Source organism: Lyngbya aestuarii BL J, from assembly GCF_000478195.2.
Taxonomy (GTDB): domain Bacteria; phylum Cyanobacteriota; class Cyanobacteriia; order Cyanobacteriales; family Microcoleaceae; genus Capilliphycus; species Capilliphycus aestuarii.
The window spans coordinates 1-2,047 of sequence record NZ_AUZM01000165.1; the positions used below are offsets into that span (position 1 = coordinate 1).

Annotated in this window: 2 protein-coding genes; both read right to left on the reverse strand. The window is 42.8% G+C overall.

The window, feature by feature from the left end; genetic code table 11:
• The coding region (locus tag M595_RS27140; protein WP_023069804.1) for a hypothetical protein at positions 1–1,319 on the reverse strand (1,319 nt) is incomplete at its 3' end.
• A gap of 149 nt (positions 1,320–1,468) precedes the next feature.
• The coding region (gene pheA / locus M595_RS27145) for a prephenate dehydratase (protein WP_023069805.1) at positions 1,469–2,047 on the reverse strand (579 nt) is incomplete at its 5' end.

Below are 2,047 nucleotides of genomic sequence, written 5' to 3' on the forward strand. Positions count from 1 at the left end.
CGTGTGCTCTTCCGATCTCTGTAGGGAATCAATAAACCAAATATGGGTAAAGCCACTCCCGCAATTGTGCAGATTATAGCCGCCAGAGACGCTTGACGATGTTTTCCGAGTCCCCAGACCAAAACGATTAAAATCGGACAAATCAGCGCAAAAGCCAGTTTAGCATCGATTAAACGACTGCTGTAGGTCAGAGTCAGTAAACAAGCAAAGAAAATACTCGCTGCGATCGCAATATCTCTCAAACTCAAGGGTAATGACAAATTCAACAACAGAATCCACCACAAAAAGATTGCCGGAGCTAACAACAGCAAACGCGGTAAAATTCCTGTATTCGTCACCGGATCAGTAGCGGTAAAAACACCTAACGGATTACGCACCGAAACATTTCCCTCAAAAATCCAAGTTAACTCTCGCTGTCGTTCTCCTTCCTGCGTCACTGTCGGGAGAGCGCCCGAAAAATCAGCATTGGGAAAATTGGCGTTTACGGTTAACCGAAAATTAGACAGAAGTTGTCCCATTGGTTCATACACCCAACGAGGCGCACCTTGGGCTTGATACGTTACCCGAAACCGAGTTGTTTCTCCAGGCGCTAAACGAAACGGAAACCCATAGTCCCCTGGATTAACCGATACCAATGGTTTTTCCTCTTTTTCGACTTGAAAATTTTGGAGGATCTTATATCCGAAAGGGGGACGAACTTCAAAGAAAAACTGCTGAATATCACTGAGTCGGTTGATGACCTGATATTCGGCTTCAAAGTCCACACTATACAACCATTGACGAGTCGCCGGATCAGTTGCTTGATCGATTCTGAGTTGAATTTGTGAACCGGCGATCGCCAAAAACCGATCCACTTTCCGGGTTGCTTCTTCCTCAATTTGTTGATTATCAACCCAGCGATAGCGAGTATAAGTTTCTTCAAGTTGATAACGCACTTGAGGTGCTGCTTGTTCAAGCCGTTCACCTGAAACCGTCGTCACCACTTGAGCCACTTTTTGTTGTTCCCAGTGATGATATCGATTTGCGAGGGTCGAACACAGAAAAAATCCCCCCACCAAAATCACTAAAATCAAACCCAGATGAGGTAACTTTTGAATCACCAAAACATAGCGTTCTAACTCTCCTTGAAGAATAGCGGCGACAGAGGGTTCAGCTTGACGAGAATTCGACCAAGTAATCATCGCCATCACCAAGCCAAACGCTAAAACTAATAGCGCCAATTTCCAAGAAAATTGAACGATGTTCGATCCAAAATTAATTAACTCATTCGGATGGGTTAAATCGGGTAAATTCGGAATGCCTTGAAACGAAGAATACATCTCTAAAATCCGACGAGAAAAATATGTACAACTCTACTTATATTCATCCGCTCAGTCTCTACTCCGGTCTAGATAAAAAGAACTACAAGCTCATACCCAGACCTTCCTGATTTTCGACTCTCATCAAAATCAATCCCACTTCACTTTAATTAACGATTCACTATCGAATAGCTGCCAAAAATTTTGAGCGTTTTTGTATAAGTTGCTAATTCAGCTAAAGCCAATTTTACGGATTGATCACAAGTATTAGCTTCCAGATCAATAAAAAATAAATAATCTCCGAGTAATCGCTTTGTGGGACGAGACTCAATCCGACTCATATTAATCCCTTGTTCTGCAAAGACCTGTAACGGTTTAACTAAAATACCTGGCTTATTTTCCAGCACACTAAAGGCTAAAGACGTATGATTCCCTCCGGGTGACGGTTGTAAACTCACCACCCAAAAGCGAGTACAATTATCCGGATAATCATTAATCGGATGAGCTAAAATCGGTAACTGATATAAACTTGCGGCTCGTTCTGATGCAATGGCTCCAGCGGTTGTCTCCTGATCTAAATGTTGTAGGGCTTCTGTGGTGGAATTTGTGGCAATTTGTCGGACTTGGGGAAGGTTTTGATTTAACCACTCCTGACATTGAGCGAGGGCTTGAGGATGGGAATAAACGACTTCAATCTCTTGTGGATTTTTTGCCAGAGAAATCAAAGCATGAGAGATGGGTAACACTAA